The 16,648-nt window shown below is 54.6% G+C and carries 15 protein-coding genes; 7 read left to right on the top strand and 8 right to left on the bottom strand.

The window, feature by feature from the left end:
• The first annotated feature begins 282 nt into the window (after positions 1-282).
• Complete coding sequence (locus ACOTY5_RS11055; protein WP_023304360.1) at positions 283-966, top strand: oligogalacturonate-specific porin KdgM family protein; 684 nt, start codon at positions 283-285, stop codon at positions 964-966.
• A gap of 205 nt (positions 967-1,171) precedes the next feature.
• On the opposite strand, the gene ACOTY5_RS11050 is transcribed toward ACOTY5_RS11055, so the two are convergent.
• Positions 1,172-2,347: an oligogalacturonate lyase family protein gene (locus ACOTY5_RS11050; protein WP_045141959.1), complete on the bottom strand. Its 1,176-nt coding sequence runs from the start codon at positions 2,345-2,347 to the stop codon at positions 1,172-1,174.
• Positions 2,348-2,647: 300 nt separating this feature from the next.
• Here ACOTY5_RS11050 and kduI point away from each other — a divergent pair, with 300 nt between their 5' ends.
• The 3 genes from kduI (at position 2,648) to ACOTY5_RS11035 (ending at position 6,038) form a co-directional block, all read left to right on the top strand.
• On the top strand, positions 2,648-3,484 hold the full coding sequence (gene kduI, locus ACOTY5_RS11045) for a 5-dehydro-4-deoxy-D-glucuronate isomerase (RefSeq protein ID WP_017382863.1): 837 nt from the start codon (positions 2,648-2,650) through the stop codon (positions 3,482-3,484).
• A 63-nt stretch (positions 3,485-3,547) separates the two neighbouring features.
• The gene (gene kduD, locus ACOTY5_RS11040) at positions 3,548-4,309 is read left to right on the top strand and encodes a 2-dehydro-3-deoxy-D-gluconate 5-dehydrogenase KduD (protein ID WP_003862835.1); all 762 of its coding nucleotides are present in this window, start codon (positions 3,548-3,550) and stop codon (positions 4,307-4,309) included.
• 313 nt (positions 4,310-4,622) lie between these two features.
• Positions 4,623-6,038, top strand: a complete 1,416-nt coding sequence (locus ACOTY5_RS11035; protein ID WP_023295370.1) for a sugar porter family MFS transporter — start codon at positions 4,623-4,625, stop codon at positions 6,036-6,038.
• A gap of 84 nt (positions 6,039-6,122) precedes the next feature.
• On the opposite strand, the gene ACOTY5_RS11030 is transcribed toward ACOTY5_RS11035, so the two are convergent.
• Genes ACOTY5_RS11030 through ACOTY5_RS11015 form a run of 4 tightly spaced genes read right to left on the bottom strand, consistent with a single transcriptional unit; the run spans position 6,123 to position 10,348 of the window.
• Positions 6,123-7,409, bottom strand: coding sequence for an ABC transporter substrate-binding protein (locus tag ACOTY5_RS11030; protein WP_017382862.1), 1,287 nt, complete (start codon positions 7,407-7,409; stop codon positions 6,123-6,125).
• 13 nt (positions 7,410-7,422) lie between these two features.
• Complete coding sequence (locus ACOTY5_RS11025) at positions 7,423-8,550, bottom strand: ABC transporter ATP-binding protein (protein ID WP_017382861.1); 1,128 nt, start codon at positions 8,548-8,550, stop codon at positions 7,423-7,425.
• 12 nt (positions 8,551-8,562) lie between these two features.
• On the bottom strand, positions 8,563-9,465 hold the full coding sequence (locus ACOTY5_RS11020; RefSeq protein ID WP_017692724.1) for a carbohydrate ABC transporter permease: 903 nt from the start codon (positions 9,463-9,465) through the stop codon (positions 8,563-8,565).
• A complete protein-coding gene (locus ACOTY5_RS11015) occupies positions 9,458-10,348 on the bottom strand; it encodes a carbohydrate ABC transporter permease (protein WP_003862825.1) in 891 nt (296 codons plus the stop codon). The genes ACOTY5_RS11020 and ACOTY5_RS11015 overlap by 8 nt, the downstream gene beginning before the upstream one ends.
• Positions 10,349-10,892: 544 nt before the next feature.
• Between ACOTY5_RS11015 and wzz(fepE) the strand changes: the two genes are divergently transcribed.
• On the top strand, positions 10,893-12,029 hold the full coding sequence (wzz(fepE), locus tag ACOTY5_RS11010; protein ID WP_045141962.1) for an LPS O-antigen length regulator Wzz(fepE): 1,137 nt from the start codon (positions 10,893-10,895) through the stop codon (positions 12,027-12,029).
• Between the two features lie 33 nt (positions 12,030-12,062).
• Here the strand turns inward: wzz(fepE) and ACOTY5_RS11005 are convergent, their stop codons facing one another.
• On the bottom strand, positions 12,063-12,386 hold the full coding sequence (locus ACOTY5_RS11005; RefSeq protein ID WP_045141963.1) for a cupin domain-containing protein: 324 nt from the start codon (positions 12,384-12,386) through the stop codon (positions 12,063-12,065).
• Between the two features lie 135 nt (positions 12,387-12,521).
• On the opposite strand from ACOTY5_RS11005, the gene ACOTY5_RS11000 reads away from it, so the two are divergent.
• The gene (locus ACOTY5_RS11000) at positions 12,522-13,214 is read left to right on the top strand and encodes an aspartate/glutamate racemase (RefSeq protein WP_045141964.1); all 693 of its coding nucleotides are present in this window, start codon (positions 12,522-12,524) and stop codon (positions 13,212-13,214) included.
• On the opposite strand, the gene ACOTY5_RS10995 is transcribed toward ACOTY5_RS11000, so the two are convergent.
• On the bottom strand, positions 13,209-14,135 hold the full coding sequence (locus ACOTY5_RS10995; RefSeq protein WP_045141965.1) for a LysR family transcriptional regulator: 927 nt from the start codon (positions 14,133-14,135) through the stop codon (positions 13,209-13,211). The genes ACOTY5_RS11000 and ACOTY5_RS10995 overlap by 6 nt on opposite strands.
• Before the next feature lie 120 nt (positions 14,136-14,255).
• On the opposite strand from ACOTY5_RS10995, the gene lysA reads away from it, so the two are divergent.
• Positions 14,256-15,518: a diaminopimelate decarboxylase gene (gene lysA, locus ACOTY5_RS10990; RefSeq protein ID WP_017692727.1), complete on the top strand. Its 1,263-nt coding sequence runs from the start codon at positions 14,256-14,258 to the stop codon at positions 15,516-15,518.
• Here the strand turns inward: lysA and ACOTY5_RS10985 are convergent.
• Entirely contained in the window at positions 15,488-16,525 is a 1,038-nt protein-coding gene (locus tag ACOTY5_RS10985; protein WP_003862814.1) for a LacI family DNA-binding transcriptional regulator, read from the bottom strand. The genes lysA and ACOTY5_RS10985 overlap by 31 nt on opposite strands.
• Positions 16,526-16,648: the final 123 nt, after the last annotated feature.

Genomic DNA, 16,648 nt, shown 5'->3' with positions numbered 1-16,648 from the left:
GGTTTTTTTGTGTCCGCAGAATCCTTTTTTAACACTTATGCGTTCTTTCTGAAGCCCGCAATAATTATTGCGCGGTTAATTATTTGCTTTGTGAAGTGCTTAATGTGATCTCACGCCTGAAATTTACGGTTAATACCCTTTTTTTGTTGATGGGGTTCACGTCAATCTTTGCCAAAAAAAATGAAACAAATAATTTCGATCCTTGTCACTAAAATAAAGGTGCATAAAAAATAAACTCAAGTTTCATAAAAAAGAAACGTTATTTTAATTGAGGATTTTTTCATGTTTAAGAAATCTCTGCTCCTTGCTTCCCTTATTAGTGCCTCTTTTGCGGCTAGCGCCGTTACCATCGATCTGCGTCACGAATATATTGACAGCGGCTCGAATGCCGACCGTGTTGCCGTCTCGCACCGCTTTGATAATGGCTTCGGTTTTTCAGTCGAGGCGAAGTGGAAATCAGGCGGGGACAAGGCAGATCAGCCATTCGCGGATGTAGTGGGGAACGGTCACGAAGATCAGATTAGCTGGCGCTGGAAAGCGACAGACAATATTGCCCTGACCCCTGCGTTTACGATTGAAAGCACAGACAGTCGCACCATTTATAAACCGAATCTGCATGTGCAATATAGCTTCGATAATGGCTTCTACGTGGCTGCGCGTTACCGTTACGAATATACCCGCTACCCGTCAAGCTCAAATAAGGACGATGATAAAGTTAACCGTGGCGATGCGTGGGTCGGTTGGGTATTAGGTGACTGGCGTACCGAGCTGAACTATGTTTACGCGAAAAGTTCTGAAGGCGTGGCCCGAAATAACAATAAAGATTATTCCAACGAATATAACGCCAAGCTGGCCTACAAATGGGATAAAAACTGGGCGCCGTATGTGGAGGTGGGCAACGTGGGGGTTAAAGACACGGACGAACGCCAGACCCGTTTCCGTTTAGGCGTGGCGTACTCCTTCTGATAATTTATCTTCTTCGCTAAAACCGCCGGGTGGCGCTTCGCTTACCCGGCCTACACCTTCTTATCCGACCTACACCTTCCTTCCAATCCGTCGTTTCGTAGGCCGGGTAAGCGAAGCGCCACCCGGCAAAAAGCGCCGCGCAATCACCCAAAAAAAAGCCCTCCGAATCGGAGGGCAAGGCCAGTTACAGAAACACTAACTCAAGTCAGGCATGCAACATTTCAGGTTGCTCAGGGAGTTTCGCGATATAGAGGGCCGGTTTGCCGTCTTTATCGGAACTGTACAGCACCGCTTTTTCGTCCGGCGTGAAGGACGGATGCGGGTGGGTTACCTGGCGGCTGTTCGCCACCGTAGCCCATGAGGTGTCATGACGGGCGATGCGGTAACAGGCTTTCTTTGCCACGTCAAAGGCATACAGATAAGGATCGTTATCAATGGTGTAGCCGCCGGTGTCTTTCACATCGACAGGCGTACCGGAGCCGTCGCCAACCAGCAGGGTGCCGTCGACGTTGCTCATCAGGTGCGAACAGGCGGGCATATTCATTACCGCTTCATTCACGCCGGTGTCCGGGTTGAAGCGGGAGATTGTGCGCCCTTGCTGACCTTTCAGGTAAGAAACGTAGATCAGCGCGGACCCGTCCGGCACCCAAAATTCATGTGTACAGCTTTCACCTTCCGCGTGCGTTTTCACTTTCCGCACGTTGCTGCCATCTTCGTTGACCAGCCACATGCGGGCGTCGACCAGGTCGTGCGGCCCTTCATGACAGAAGGCCACGGTATTGTCATCGAACGGGCGATATATCGGATGTCCCAGCCAGATCTTCTCGTCATGAATGGTGGTGCTTTCACCCGTTTTCAGATCAACGCGCAGCAGGCGGCAGTGCGGCCCTTTGTGGAAGAAGTCGTGGAAAATTTTCCAGTCGTTGAGTGGCGTCCAGTCACGTCTGGCAATCTCAATACCCACCAGTTTGGTGCAGTCGCTGTTCGCGACCCAGGTGCCGTAGCCGACCCACTCTTCCGGGACGCGGTACACTTCGCGCTCTGCCAGCGTCTGTAAATTCACCTCCAGCAGGGTGCGATCGTTCTTCACATAGTAGAGGGATTTATCATCCGGAGAGAGGAAACCGCCAAAGGTGTTATCGCCCGCGCCTTCGGTCAACTGTACCGCTTCGGCTTTTTTCAGATCCAACAGGTAATAGTTCCAGTGACCGTCGAACTCCCCGGCGAACAGCAGGTGGCTGCCATCGTTAAAGAAGCACTTCTGGTAAAAGTAGTTGCGATGACAGGTTACTTCCGGTGGGGTCAGGCGGGTGACTTCCACGCCTGTATCCGGATCGCGGCTGACCTCATAGTTCAGCTTGACCCGCATACCTTTAGCCATAATGCACTCCTTTGAACGCGTAATGTAGGTTGAAAACTAGGTGATAAATTATCAAAACGTTGTTTCATTATGTGTGACTGACAGCGCACTTTCTCAGTTTCATTAACCAGATTGAGGGTCTTAAAGATTTATCGTGATCGAAACACCATTTCTGGCATAAACAAGCAGAAAAAATGAAACGTTGTTTTAAATGCAATTGAAAACCCCGTGATCAGGGGATAATATGTGTTCATCACGAAAACGGAACGTTGTTTCGTTAATTATCTTTGCCTTCGGGCACGATCAATTCTGGAGGTTTACGTGGACGTCAGACAAAGCATCCACAGTGCGCACGCTAAAACGCTGGATACTCAGGGGCTGCGCAGTGAGTTTTTAGTTGAGCAAGTGTTCGAAGCCGACAAGTACACCATGGTCTACAGCCATATTGACCGCATTATTGTGGGCGGGATTATGCCGGTGGCGAAAACCGTCTCCGTGGGCGGTGAAGTGGGCAAACAGCTGGGCGTGAGCTACTTCCTCGAACGCCGTGAACTGGGCGTGATTAACATCGGCGGGCCGGGCACCATTACCGTTGATGGCCAGTGCTACGAAATTGGTCACCGCGACGCGCTGTACGTCGGCAAAGGGGCGAAAGAAGTGGTGTTCGCCAGCATTGATGGCAGCAAACCGGCGAAGTTTTACTACAACTGCGCCCCGGCTCATACGACTTACCCCACCAAAAAAGTCACGCCAGCGGATGTTGCCCCGGTGACCCTTGGCGATAACCTCACCAGCAACCGTCGCACCATCAACAAATACTTTGTTCCGGATGTGCTGGAAACCTGTCAGCTCAGCATGGGGCTGACCGAACTTGCGCCGGGCAACCTGTGGAACACCATGCCGTGCCATACCCACGAGCGCCGCATGGAGGTCTACTTCTATTTCAACATGGATGAAGACGCCTGCGTGTTCCACATGATGGGACAGCCGCAGGAGACGCGCCATATCGTTATGCACAACGAGCAGGCGGTCATTTCGCCGAGCTGGTCCATCCACTCTGGCGTGGGAACGAAAGCCTATACCTTTATCTGGGGTATGGTCGGTGAAAACCAGGTCTTCGATGACATGGACCACGTCGCTGTTAAGGATCTGCGCTAGTCGCAGGCAGTTAAGTATATATCTGCCTGTTGCTGACAGGCGCTGAACGATTAAGGAATAAACATGATTCTGGATGCATTTTCTCTGCAAGGTAAAGTGGCTGTGGTTTCCGGTTGTGACACCGGGCTGGGGCAGGGTATGGCGTTAGGTCTGGCTGAAGCGGGCTGCGATATCGTCGGGATTAACATCGTTGAGCCAACGGAAACCATCGAGCGCGTTACCGCACTGGGCCGCCGTTTCCTGAGCCTGACCGCGGACCTGCGCAAAATCGATGCGATCCCTGAGCTGCTGGATCGCGCGGTGGCGGAGTTTGGGCATATCGATATTCTGGTCAACAACGCCGGCCTGATCCGTCGTGAAGACGCGATTAACTTCAGCGAAACGGACTGGGACGACGTGATGAATCTTAACATCAAGAGCGTGTTCTTTATGTCCCAGGCGGCTGCGAAGCACTTCATCGCCCAGGGGAAAGGGGGCAAGATCATCAATATTGCCTCCATGCTCTCTTTCCAGGGCGGCATCCGCGTGCCGTCTTACACCGCATCGAAGAGTGCCGTGATGGGCGTGACCCGTCTGCTGGCGAACGAGTGGGCGCAGCACAACATCAACGTCAACGCGATTGCGCCGGGCTACATGGCCACCAACAATACCCAGCAGCTGCGTGCGGATGAAGAGCGCAGCGCGGCAATCCTGGAGCGTATTCCAGCGGGTCGCTGGGGTCTGCCGAGCGATCTGATGGGCCCGGTTGTGTTCCTGGCGTCCCCGGCTTCGGATTATATTAACGGCTACACCGTTGCCGTTGACGGCGGCTGGCTGGCACGATAATTCACCCCGAATAAAGAACCTCTGCCCTCGGGTGGAGGTTTTTTTTGCGCCAAAATTGGCTTTATCCATATCCTTAAAGATGAAAAATCCATACTGAAAAGGAATGAATGACAGGTATCACACATTTATTGCCTTAAATATTAACTAATTAATAAAAAATAAGGTTAAACCACCCTGATTTGAAATTGTAATGTCCATCACAGATCGGTATGTCGTAGCGAAATAATCCATATCTTCACCAGTTCCGGCCTGACACTTTCTTCCGGTATCTCGTAATTTCACTTAACGAATTTCGCTGTTGAGGCAGGAAACTATGACATCTGTAAATGACTCTACCCTTATGCCCGCTGCGCTGCGCGATACCCGACGCATGAACCAGTTTGTTTCTGTTGCGGCCGCCGTAGCCGGTTTACTGTTTGGTCTGGATATCGGCGTTATCGCTGGCGCACTGCCCTTTATTACCGACCACTTTACGTTAAGCAACCGCCTGCAAGAGTGGGTGGTGAGCAGCATGATGCTGGGTGCGGCCATCGGCGCACTGTTTAATGGCTGGCTGTCGTTCCGTCTCGGGCGCAAATACAGCCTGATGGTTGGGGCGATCCTGTTTGTTGCCGGTTCCATTGGCTCGGCGTTTGCCATCAACGTTGAGGTGCTGCTGCTCTCCCGCGTGCTGCTGGGCGTGGCGGTGGGTATCGCGTCCTACACCGCGCCGCTTTACCTCTCCGAAATGGCGAGCGAAAACGTGCGCGGGAAGATGATCAGCATGTACCAGCTGATGGTGACGCTCGGTATCGTGCTGGCGTTCCTGTCGGATACATACTTCAGCTACAGCGGCAACTGGCGGGCAATGCTTGGCGTGTTGGCGCTGCCTGCGGTGCTGCTGATTGTGTTAGTCATTTTCCTGCCGAACAGCCCGCGCTGGCTGGCGCAAAAAGGGCGTCACGTGGAGGCGGAAGAGGTGCTGCGAATGCTGCGCGACACGTCTGAAAAAGCGCGTGAAGAGCTGAACGAAATCCGCGAGAGCCTGAAGCTGAAGCAGGGCGGCTGGTCGCTGTTTAAGGCAAACCGCAACGTGCGCCGCGCGGTGTTCCTCGGCATGCTGTTACAGGCGATGCAGCAGTTCACGGGGATGAACATCATCATGTATTACGCCCCACGCATCTTTAAAATGGCCGGTTTTACCACCACCGAACAGCAGATGATCGCCACGCTGGTGGTAGGGCTGACCTTTATGTTCGCCACCTTTATCGCGGTGTTCACCGTTGATAAGGCCGGACGTAAACCGGCCCTGAAAATTGGCTTTAGCGTGATGGCGCTCGGCACCTTAATACTCGGCTACTGCCTGATGCAGTTCGATAACGGCACGGCGTCAAGCGGCCTCTCCTGGCTCTCCGTCGGCATGACCATGATGTGCATCGCCGGTTACGCGATGAGCGCCGCGCCGGTGGTGTGGATCCTGTGCTCTGAAATTCAGCCGCTGAAATGCCGTGACTTTGGTATCACCTGTTCCACCACCACCAACTGGGTGTCGAACATGATCATTGGCGCGACCTTCCTGACGCTGCTGGATGCGATTGGCGCGGCAGGCACCTTCTGGCTCTATACAGTGCTGAACGTGGCATTTATCGGCGTGACCTTCTGGCTGATTCCGGAAACCAAAGGCGTGACCCTGGAGCATATTGAACGCAAGCTGATGAGAGGGGAGAAACTACGTAATATCGGCGTGTAATGTCATTGCCCGGTGGCGCTTCGCTTACCGGGCCTACGATAGCCTGTAGGCCGGGTAAGGCGTAGCCGCCACCCGGCTTTGTGTTTACCGCATCGCACGTCTCAAAATACGCTCCGCCTGACGCTGGAAGTCAGCGGCCGTCTCTTCCACGGTTTTCTGCCCGTAGTCGATATACTGCAAAGAAGTACCGAACTGCGCCACAATCTGTGGGTCGTCAAAGTATGGCGAGACGGTGAGTTTCGCCGGCAGCGACTGCGCCAGGCGCAGGCCCGCCACGGATGGATCGTCCTCTTTAATGGTGCCGTCTTCGGTCAGATACTGCACCGCCACTTTGCTCAACGGCACGCCGCGCTCAAGACCCAGCGTATCGACCCCTTCTTTGCTGTTGAGCAGGAAGTTAATCAGCTTCGCTGCCGCTTCCGGGTTTTTGGTCGTCTTACCAATCGACAGCATCTGCGCCGGTTTGAAGAACAGACCCGCGTCGGTGGCGCCCGGCAGCATTGGGTAGCTGCCCAGCTCCAGTTTCGCCGGTGGCTTCAGGTTGTCGGAATATTTGTTGATGGTGGAGTTCCACATGTAGGTGCCGCCCCATTCACCCTGGATCCACGGCTTCATCTCATACATGTTGCTCTTACCGAACGAGGCATAGTATTTGGTGTCCGGCATGACGTGGCTGTCGATCAGCTTTTTGTAGGTCTGGAAAAACTCCACCCACTGTTCCTTTGTGTAGCTGAACTTTTTGGTTTTCTCATCCACCGCAGGAATGTTGTACTTCTGGATCATGTACGAATTCAGCAGCGCCAGCGTATCCTGGTGCTCCAGGATCACCGGATAGTATTGCTTGCCGAGCTTGCTCTCGAAGGTTTTACCGGCCGCCATCAGCTCGTCCCAGGTTTTCGGGTACGCAATACCCGCTTTTTTCCAGGTTTCGTCATTGAAGTAGAACACGCGCGCCGTCACCGAGATCGGAATGCCGTTCAGCTTGCCGTCCACGGTGGTGGTTTGCAGCTCTTTGGGATCGAACTGCGACAGGTCGATCACGTCCTTCATCTTGTTCAGATCGTAGAAGCCATCACCGGTTTTGGAGAAGATCGGCAGCCAGTTCCAGTTGGTCTGCATCACGTCCGGCTCGGTGCCGCCCGCAATCTGGGTGGTCAGACGGGAGAGGTGACCGTCCCAGCCGGTGTATTCCGCTTTTACGTTGATGTCCGGGTTCTGCTTATGGAACTCTTCCAGCGCTTTCAGAGTGACCTGGTGACGGCCATTGCCGCCCCACCAGGACATCCGTAAATCCACATTCTGCGCCATCGATGGCAAAGCGGTAAGGCCCAGGGTCGCGGAGATTGCTGCGCTTAAAAGCACTTTTTTCATTTTTATCACTCCATCAGAGAGAGAGGTTCTGTTCAGTTTTTGCGTCAAAAATATGACACTTGTTCATCTCAAACGTGAAATACACCTTACGATGAAGCCCCTTATCAATCATTGGCTTAGCCTCATCGGACGGGATTCGGGCGGTCAGTTCGTAGTCCGCGACCTTCAGGTACACAAAGAATTCGTGGCCCATGTTCTCCACGCGCACCATCTCCCCGCTACAGCCGCCGTCCGGGAAGGGCTCATCAGAGAGCGATACAAATTCCGGGCGCACGCCGTAGAAGATCTCCTGACCCGCGTAAGCCGCGACTTTCTCCTGCTTCTCCGCGTTCAGCGGCATGGTTTCATCGCCAATGGCGATGTGCAGTTGGCCCGCTTTTTCGACCAGCACGCTTTTGCGTATATTCATCTCCGGCGCGCCGATAAAGCCCGCCACGAACATGTTCTTCGGCTTGTGGTAGAGGTTGTCCGGCGTGTCCACCTGCATGATATGGCCGAGCTTCATCACGCAGATGCGGTCGCCCATGGTCATCGCTTCGGTCTGGTCGTGGGTCACGTAAACGGTGGTCGCCGGTTTTCCTGACTTCTTCAACTGCTTGTGCAGGTCAGAAATACGGATACGCATCGAAGCGCGCAGTTTGGCGTCGAGGTTTGAAAGCGGCTCATCGAACAGGAACACATCCGGTTTTTTCACAATCGCACGGCCTACCGCCACGCGCTGCGCCTGGCCGCCGGAAAGCTGGCGCGGCAGGCGGTCGAGCAGCTCTTCCAGCTCAAGAATTTTGGCGGCTTCATTCACCTGAGACTCAATCTGATCTTTCGGCAGTTTGCTCAGCTTGAGACCAAAGGCCAGATTCTCGCGCACCGTCATGTGCGGATAGAGGGCGTAGTTCTGGAACACCATTGCAATACCGCGCTCCTTCGGCGCGAGGTTGTTCACGATCTTGTCGCCGATGCGCACCTCGCCGCCGCTGATGGTTTCCAGCCCCGCCAGCATGCGCAGGGTCGTGGATTTGGCGCAGCCGGATGGGCCGACGATCACCATGAATTCCCCTTCAGCAATTTTAAGATCGATAGCGTGTACCGCTTTAAAGCCGTTGGAGTAGACCTTTTCCAGCTTGTTGAAAATAACTTCAGCCATGGTATTTCCCTCTTAACCTTTAATTCCGCTGCTGGTGACGCCCTGTACGAAGTAGCGCTGTGCCAGGAAGAAGACAATGATGGATGGCAGAATGGAGATGCTCGCCATTGCCAGAATTTCGTTCCACGGCGCGCCTTCGGTGACGTCGATGGACATTTTCAGCGCCAGTGCGATGGGGTATTTATCCACGCTGTAGACGTAAATCAGCGGCCCGATAAAGTCGTTCATGGACCACATGAACTGGAACAGGGCGACGGAGATAATGGCCGGTTTCAGGATCGGTACCACCACGTACCACAGCACCTGGAAGGAGTTACAGCCGTCAATCTGCGCCGCCTCTTCCATGTCACGCGGGACGCCGCGCAGGAACTGGATCAGCATGAAGACGAAGAACCCCTGAGTGGCGAAGGCCAGCGGCAGGTACAGCGGCATATAGCTGTTGAGCATGCCCATTTCACGGAACATGAGGTACTGCGGGATCAGCAGCACGGTGCTGGGCAGCAGCATGGTGGTGATGAGCGTGGCGAACCAGAACTTCTTCCACGGGATCTCGAAGCGGGCAAAGCCGTACGCCACGATGGTGGAGGAGATAATGGTCAGGATCACTTTCGGGATCACATACTTAAAGGTATTCAGCATGTAATGGCCGAAGTTGTACTCGGTCCCGGTTTTCCAGCCGTTCACGAAACCATCCCAGGTGGCGTGGGCTGGCCACAGGCTCAGTGTGGTGAAGATCTCGTGGTTCGGTTTGAACGACGCGGAGAACATCCACACCAGCGGGTAAAGCATCAGCAGGCCGACAACCAGCAGGATCACATAGCGAACGGAGGCGTTGATTTTCTCTCTGCGCAGCGTGCGGGCCACTTCGCGTTCGGCGACGCTTCTTGCCGTGGAGAGTTGTTGAATATCAGCCATTTTTGCCTCCTTTATCGGCGGAGTAGAACACCCAGTATTTCGACGACTTAAAGGCGATACCGGCGAAGACGGCCACCACCAGGAACAGGATCCACGCCAGCGCCGCGCCATAGCCCATATCGAAATACTTGAACGCGGTGTCGTAGATGTAGAGCGAGAACAGATAGGTCGAATAGGTTGGCCCGCCGCCGGTAATGACGTACGGCCCGGTAAATTCCTGGAACGCCTGCGTGGTCTGCATGATGAAGTTGAAGAAGATCACCGGCGTAATCAGCGGCACGGTCACCTTCATGAACATCTGCCATTTCGATGCGCCATCGATCATTGCCGCTTCATACTGGGACTGCGGTACGTTTTGCAGCGCGGCCAGGAAGATGACCATCGCGGAACCGAACTGCCAGACGCGCAGCAGGGTAACGGACATCAGCGCCAGCGACGGCTCGCCCAGCCAGTTCACCGGATCAAAGCCAAATACACCGATAAAGCTGTTCAGCAGACCATCAATGGCAAATAAGGCGCGCCACAGTACGGCAATGGCGACGGAGCTGCCGAGGATCGACGGAATATAGTAGGCCGTTCGGAAAAAGCCGATGCCGCGTAATTTAAAGTTCAGGACAAAGGCAATTCCTAATGCAAAGGCGAGCTTTAACGGGATGGTTAAAAATACATAGGCAAAGGTCACGCCCATGGATTTCCAGAAGAGCGTGTCTTCGGTAAACATGTAGCGATAGTTTTCAATGCCGTTAAACACCGGCGGACTCATCAAATCGTAATCCGTAAAGCTGAGGAAAAACGATGAGACGAAGGGGAATGCCGTAAAGAGTATCAGCCCGATGATGTAGGGTGATATCCATGCGAGCCCCAGCAGCTTGTTTTCATTCATACATACCTACCTGGCAATCAATGGTTTAATACGAAATCTGCTTTGTTACATTTTCCCAGGCCTGCGATGCGCGGCATGAGAGCTGAAATTCAGGGTGCAACGTCTGGCAACGGCGAAATCTACGTTTGTTTTTTAACGCTTTTTTGTCTTTCTTTGTGCTGTAAGCGCTTCTGGTTTCAAAAGAGCTGAACCGGCGTTCTTGGGTACTAAAACATCGTTTTATTTTATATTATTGCGATTTATTTCTGCGTCATTCGCTTAATGGTGGAAATGTGATCGGCGTCGAAACGCTGTTTCAATATAGTGAGGGAGGTGGCATTTTTGACTTTTCACGAAGCTTTGCCGCCGGCCATGAGGAAGAGATAACGAAGCAAAAAGGGAGCGGGAATAAGAATAGTCACGCAGCGTGGCTAACTACCAGATCTGATAGCAGGTCTACAGATGTACCAATTCGTCATTCAGATAATTCTTACATTCTTGTATGATTTGTTACACCGGAACCAGTCAGGCAGAATTTCACTGCATCCTTAAAAGAAGAACAGTTATGTCAGCGATGGATTTCAAAAAACATACGGATCTCAACTTTCCTCACTATGCTCCCCCGGCGGTCAGCGCTAAAGAAATAGATCTTCTGGGTCTGCTGGACGTCCTGCTGGCAGCAAAAAAACGCATCATCACCATTGTCTTTGCATTTGCACTGGTCGGCCTGGCAATCGCCTTTCTGATACCGCAAAAATGGACCAGTAAAGCGGTCATTACGCCCGCGGAACAGACGCAGTGGAGTTCGCTACGCCAGATGATGGTGGCGCTCCAGGTGCTTGATGTCGACGTGAAAATTACCCGTGCGGATGTGTTTAATCTGTTTGTTAAAAAGTTTCAGTCCCAGTCTCTGCTTGAAGAGTACATGAAGAGCTCACCTTACGTGATGGCTCAGCTCGATGGCGCTCAGGTTGACCCGCTGGAGCTGCACCGCGCGGTGGTCAATATTGCCGAAAAGATGAAAGCCGTTGATAACACGCAGGAAAAAAATGCCGATAAAGCACCGTACCTCTCCTGGACGTTAAGCTTCACTGCCCCAACGGCAGAGGACGCGCAGAAAGTGTTGAATGGTTACATTCAGTACATCTCCCGCATCGTCGAGCAGGAGACCATGCAAAACATTCGCGATCAGCTGATCCTGAGAACCAAAACGGTTCAGCAGCAGCTGGAGCTGGATCGGGTCCGTCTGACAAATATCCATAATACCAACCTGCAACGCCTGAACTACTCGCTGGAAGTGGCGAACGCGGCGGGGATCAAAAAGCCGGTCTACAGCAATGGACAGGCGGTGAAAGACGATCCGGATTATTCCGTCGCCCTCGGTGCGGACGGGATTGCGCAGAAATTGCAGATTGAAAAAAATCTGAAGGACGTTTCTGAGCTGAACGCCGATTTCCAGAACCGCGAATACTATCTGGCACAGCTGCAAAAACTTTCCTTCGAAGATGTGAGCCTGGAGCCGTTCAAATACCAGCTTTCACCTTCTATGCCGGTGAAAAAAGATGGCCCGGGCAAAGCCCTGATCGTGCTGCTGGCGTGTATTGTGGGTGGTCTGTTCGCCTGTGGCAGCGTGCTGCTGCGCGAGGCAATGAGCACTCGCAACCCGCTGCCGGAACAACTTCCTGAGCCGGTTACGGAATAACTTCAAAAAAGGCGCTCAACTGAGCGCCTTTTTTTATTGCAGGAAATCTTCGCGAACCGGCGTAAAGGTATCCAGCAGGGTGCCGGGTTTCAGGCAAACGCAGCCGTGCATCACGTGCGGCGCTTTATAAAGGGTGTCGCCCGCCATCACCACATGCTTCTCCTCGCCAATGGTGAACTCAAATTCCCCCGAGAGAACGTAGGTGAGCTGCTCATGCGGGTGGTTATGCATCGGGCCAATCGCGCCTTGCTCGAAATTCACTTCCACCGCCATCATCCTGCCGTCGTGCGCCAGAATACGACGCGTCACGCCGTTGCCCAGATCCTCAAGCGTGGTCTCTTTATGGAAAATAAACATATTTTCGCCCTGTTATGTAATGAAACATTGTTTCAATTAATTTATCTCACCCGCGGCGAAAAGGAAACGTTTAGCCAAATAACTGGAAAGGCGATCACAAGTTTGCTTCACTGGGTGAAACGCACAGGAGGAAAGATGAAAACGATCGGTCTGTTAGGGGGCATGAGCTGGGAATCAACGATCCCGTACTACCGCCTGATTAATGAAGGTGTCAAACAGCGTCTGGGCGGTCTGCATTCGGCTAGCCTGCTGCTGCACAGCGTGGATTTCCATGAAATAGAAGCCTGCCAGTCGAGCGGGGAGTGGGACAAAGCCGGGCAGATGCTGGCGGACGCCGCGCTCGGGCTGGAGCGTGCGGGCGCGCAGGGTATTCTGCTGTGTACCAACACCATGCATAAGGTGGCGTCGCACATTGAAGACCGCTGTTCGCTGCCATTCTTACATATCGCGGATGCCACCGGGCGTGCCATACGTGCCGCCGGCATGACGCGCGTGGCGCTGCTGGGGACGCGCTACACCATGGAGCAGGATTTTTACCGCGGGCGGCTGAACAGCCAGTTCGGGATTGAAAGCCTGATCCCTGAAGAGGCTGACCGGGCGCGCATTAACAAGATTATTTTTGATGAGCTGTGTCTGGGCACCTTCAGCGAAACGTCGCGCGCATGGTACGTCAGCGTGATTGAGAAACTGGCGCAGCAGGGGGCGGAAGGGGTTATCTTCGGCTGTACCGAAATTGGCCTGCTGGTGCCGGCAGACCAAAGCCCGATAACGGTCTTCGATACCGCCGCCATCCATGCCGCGGATGCGGTGGAGTTCATGCTGTCATAGTGGTTTTTGCAGGTCAGGTAAGCGAAGCGCCACCTGACGCGCGTGCGCAATCAGGTGTTCACTAAAGGCATCAACCAGCGCTGAGGCGGGCCGGTGCAGCGGGCGGATCAGGCTCACGGTAAAGGGAACGGAAACGCTAAAACGGCGCAGAACCACGCCGCTGCTGGCGTAGTCCATGGCCGTGAGCGGGTTCACCACCGAAATACCCACGCCCGCGCGCACCATCGCGCAAATTGACGCCGCACTGTGCGTTTCCATTACCATCCGCCGCTTCACCTGATGTTCGGCAAACAGGCCATCCAGAAGCTGCCGGTAGCTGTCGGTCTGCGACAGGCTGATATAGTTCTCACCGTGAAAATCCGCCGGCGTCAGCTCCGCTTTGTGGGCAAGCGTGTGGCTGGCAGGCAGCACGCAGACCTCATCCAGCGACAGCAGCTCCGTGCGTTCCGTTCCCGCTGGCGTGACGAGGGTTTCGGTCAGACCCAGATCGTGGCGCTGGGCCGAAAGCCACTCCTCCAGCAGCGGCGACTCCTGCGGCACGATGGTCAGACTGACCTCCGGATAGCGGGCCAGAAACGGCTGTAACAGTACCGGCAGGAATGACTGGGAAAAGACCGGCAGGCAGACGATGGACAGCTCGCCCTGGCGGAACTCCCTCAGGCTCTCTGCCGCGCTCACGATCCTGTCCAGCCCGTACCAGGAGCGCTGAACCTCCTCAAACAGGCGTAAACCCTGCACCGTTGGATGCAGCCTGCCGCGGGCGCGTTCAAACAGCTTCAGCCCCAGCACTTTCTCAAAACGCGCCAGCTCGCGGCTGACCGTCGGCTGCGAGGTGTGCAGCATGTGCGCGGCTTCAGTGAGATTGCCGGTGGTCATTACCGCATGAAAAATCTCGATATGGCGTAGGTTAACGGCGGGCATAGGGCACCTGATGGCTGAGCGTAGTCCATATCATTTTTGCATAGACTCAAGATAAAACGATATTTTTTATTCTCTTCAGGCTATGGCGTAATGATAAAAAACAGATTTCCGGAGACGACCATGCCACGCCCACTCAACCAGACTGAGACCGATTTAAACGCCGATAACCTGCTGCGCCTGCCTGCTGAATTCGGCTGCCCGGTGTGGGTCTACGATGCGCAGATTGTCCGCGAGAAGATCGCCGCGCTGCATCAGTTTGATGTGGTGCGTTTTGCGCAGAAGGCCTGCTCCAATATTCATATTCTGCGCCTGATGCGCGAGCAGGGCGTGAAGGTTGACTCCGTATCGCTGGGTGAGATCGAACGTGCGCTGGCGGCCGGGTTTGATCCGAAAGCCGACAGCGACGCGATCGTCTTCACCGCTGACCTGATTGACGACGCCACGCTGGCGCGCGTGCACGAGCTGCAAATCCCGGTCAATGCCGGTTCGGTGGATATGCTGGAACAGCTTGGGCAGGTCTCTCCTGGCCATCGCGTCTGGCTGCGCATCAACCCGGGCTTTGGTCACGGTCACAGTCAGAAAACCAACACCGGGGGCGAAAACAGCAAGCACGGGATCTGGTATGCCGATATGCCTGCGGCGCTGGAGGTTTTACAACGCTACAACCTCAAGCTGGTGGGCATTCACATGCATATCGGGTCCGGCGTGGATTATGGCCATCTTGAACAGGTCTGTGGCGCCATGGTGCGTCAGGTTATCGATTTTGGTCAGGATCTGGAGGCGATCTCCGCCGGGGGAGGGCTTTCGATTCCTTACCGCGAAGGGGAAGAGGCGATCGACACGGATCACTATTACGGCCTGTGGAGCGCCGCGCGTGACAGCATCGCCGCCCATCTGGGTCATGCGGTGAAGCTGGAGATTGAGCCGGGTCGTTTCCTGGTCGCCGAAGCTGGCGTGCTGGTGGCGCAGGTGCGGAGCGTGAAGGAGATGGGAAGCCGTCACTTTGTGCTGATTGATGCTGGCTTCAACGATCTGATGCGCCCGTCCATGTACGGCAGCTATCATCACATCACCGCGCTTGCCGCCGATGGCCGCGATCTGGTCAACGCCCCGCGCATCGAGACCGTTGTTGCTGGCCCGCTGTGTGAATCCGGTGACGTCTTTACTCAGCAGGAAGGCGGGAAAGTCGAAACCCGTTCGCTGCCAGAGGTAAAACCGGGAGATTATCTGGTGCTGCATGATACTGGCGCGTACGGGGCGTCTATGTCTTCCAACTACAATAGCCGCCCGCTGCTGCCGGAAGTATTGTTTGATAACGGCGTGGCGCGGCTGATTCGCCGTCGCCAGACCATTCAGGAGCTGCTGGCGTTAGAGCTGGTCTGATTAAACCAGGGCCCTGTTGTCACCGAATCGCGTAACACCAGGGTGCCGGTGAACGGCGGGATCGCTTCAACCGGCTGGTTTTTTGCCAGCCGGATCGCCTGGTCGATCGCCGTGACGATCATGTTGTCGATCGGCAGATACACCGACGACAGGGCAGGCTCCAGCCACTTTGCGCTGGGGGCATCGTCAAAACCAAACAGCGAAATATCCTGCGGGATCTTCAGCCCGGCCTGGTGTAATGCTTTGGAGGCGCCCAGGGCCATATCATCGTTACAGGCAAACAGGGCGCTGAACGATGTCTTTTCCGCAATCAGCTCCTTGCACAGCTCGTAACCCCGCGTCATGCCTGCATCGCCGTATTTAATCCGCCGCTCGTCGAGACGAATACCGTGCTTCTCCAGCGCCTTACGGTAGCCCATCAGTCGCGCTTTACCCGTTGGCGTGTGGATCGGGACGGTGATACAGGCGATCTCCCGGTGGCCCTGGCTTATCAGGTAATCCACCGCTTTGAAGGCCGCGTCCTGCTGTTCAAAGAACACGCAGCGATCCGCCGCCTGGCTCACTTCACGGTTAATGATCACCAGCGGCGTCTGCACGCTGTTGATCAGCTTCAGGATCGTCTTTTCGCTCATGTAACGCGTATACAGCACGATGGCGTCGCACTTGCGATCGGCGAGCATCTGCACCGCCTGTTCTTCCTGTTCAGGGGCGTCGTGACCGTCGGTAACAATCAGCTGTTTTCCGTGCTTTTCGGTCTGCCGTGACGCCTGCTGTAGCAAACGACCAAAGTAAAAACCGTCGAACGTCGAGACGACCAGACCAATGCTGTTGCTGGTCTGGTTAGCCAGCGAACGCGCGAGAAAGTTCGGACGATAGCCCAGCTCCTCCATCGCGCGAAATACCTGCTGACGCGTGCTCTCTTTAACCTGACCTGTGCCGTTCAGCACGCGCGAAACGGTGGCCTTCGACACGCCCGCACGCAGTGAGACATCCAGCATTGTTGCCATTCGAAATTCCTGTTTCCACGTAATGGTTTGCAGTTTAACACAGACCATCCGGCGCATAAGCGACGTGGGAAGGGCAAAACCCCATAACGATCACGCTTTTCGGTAACGATCCTCGCCCGCGGG

It is taken from the genome of Enterobacter cloacae complex sp. SHL018 (assembly GCF_049237905.1).
Taxonomy (GTDB): domain Bacteria; phylum Pseudomonadota; class Gammaproteobacteria; order Enterobacterales; family Enterobacteriaceae; genus Enterobacter; species Enterobacter hormaechei_C.
Note: the sequence above shows the minus strand (reverse complement) of the source record. Positions and strands in the feature narration are given on the sequence as shown.